This window comes from Streptococcus mitis (assembly GCF_001579035.1).
In the GTDB taxonomy this organism is placed as follows: domain Bacteria; phylum Bacillota; class Bacilli; order Lactobacillales; family Streptococcaceae; genus Streptococcus; species Streptococcus mitis_J.
On the sequence record NZ_KQ970289.1, the window covers coordinates 40,508 to 41,961 of the forward strand.

Genomic DNA, 1,454 nt, shown 5'->3' on the forward strand with positions numbered 1-1,454 from the left:
TGGTGCGTAAAAACCTGACATAGATTTTGAGCGAACAATGATATCTTTTGAAATCTTGTTCATAGCATGTCCAACGTGGATATTTCCGTTAGCGTATGGAGGGCCATCATGCAAGGTGAAATGAGGTTTTCCTTGGTTCAATTCTTGACGACGTTGGTAAAGTTTTGCATCTTCCCATTCCTTTTGCCAAACTGGCTCTTTGGTCGGAAGGCCTGCACGCATTGGGAAAGCTGTTTTCCCAAGATTAAGGGTATCTTTGAGTTTCATGGTATCTCCTTTATAAATAATAACAAATTAAAAACCACGACTGCCAAAAAGGACGAAAATCGTGGTACCACCTTTATTCGGAAAAAGATTTAGTCTTTCTCCCTCTTATCCCGTAACGTGGGGAACGTCAAATCCTACTAACTTCAGACTTGAGTTTTTTGAGAGGATAATCTTATCAATAGAGATTACAGGACTCACACCATCTCCTGCTCGCTGAAAATATAAAGATAAGATATTGTTCTCAGAATATTTCTTATAAAATTGTAACGGATTCTTGCGGTGCTTCAAATCCTGGTGCTGAATCAAACGTTTCTGTAGCTGGTGTTGGAGCCGAAGGATGTACTGGAGCTACTTCTGGCTCTTCATACATTGGACCAACTGGATGAGCAGGCTCTTCTTCCATTTGAGGACTCACTACAGGAGTTGGATTTCCCACTTCCTGTTTAGCCTGAGCTTCAAATTCAGCCAATTCTTTATTGGCTGCCTCAATACGAGCTTGTAACTCTGCCATTTCTGCTTGAGAGAACTGACGTGTCATATCAATTGGTTCTTCCTCAATTGGAGCTGGAATCGGTTCTCCAAGTACTTCGCTAACCACTTCTTTAAAAGCTTCATCACTGGTTTGAAGATAAGTCGCTGTTGGACGGAGAATATCTTCCCAGTCTGAAGATTCAACAATAGCCAACTGGCTCTCAATTGTAGATTTAAGACGTTGGTGGAAGACACGGCTCTTGTTCTTCAATTCTTCTGTTTCAACAGCAACTTTCTTAGCATTATCAGTTGCTTGACGAAGAATCTCATTTGCCTTATATTTAGCTTCTTCCAACAAGCGTTGCGCATCCTGCTCTGCTTGGTGAATAATATTGTTTGAACGTTCATGCGCCGCCTGTTTCACTCGCTCAGCTGTATCCTGGGCAATCAATACAGATTGGCTCAATGAATCTTTCATCTCATCAAAGTAAGACAAACGCTCTTCTAAACTCTTAATACGCAAATCTTTATCATGATTCGCACGAACAAGATCTTCGTAATCACGAACCACAATATCTAAAAATTCATCGACTTCTTCTGGATCAAAACCTCTGAATCGAGTTCCAAAGGTTTTGTCCTTTATTTCTAATGATGTAATTGGCATTCTATTCCTCACTTACTTAATAATAACTGGACGGTTATTTTTTCTTCTCTTT

At 40.2% G+C, this 1,454-nt stretch carries 2 protein-coding genes; both read right to left on the bottom strand.

Going from position 1 to position 1,454, the window contains the following annotated elements; translation table 11 throughout:
• Window positions 1-267, bottom strand: a 267-nt coding sequence (locus SMIDD26_RS13125) for a class I tRNA ligase family protein (RefSeq protein ID WP_246746981.1), incomplete at its 3' end; no start/stop codon positions are given.
• A gap of 253 nt (window positions 268-520) precedes the next feature.
• Entirely contained in the window at window positions 521-1,402 is an 882-nt protein-coding gene (locus SMIDD26_RS07395; protein WP_050098631.1) for a DivIVA domain-containing protein, read from the bottom strand.
• Between the last annotated feature and the right edge of the window lie 52 nt (window positions 1,403-1,454).

Bases quoted from the DNA above. Each gene is read 5' to 3' on its own strand.
- SMIDD26_RS07395 (WP_050098631.1), bottom strand. From the start codon at position 1,402: ATGCCAATTACATCATTAGAAATAAAGGACAAAACCTTTGGAACTCGA.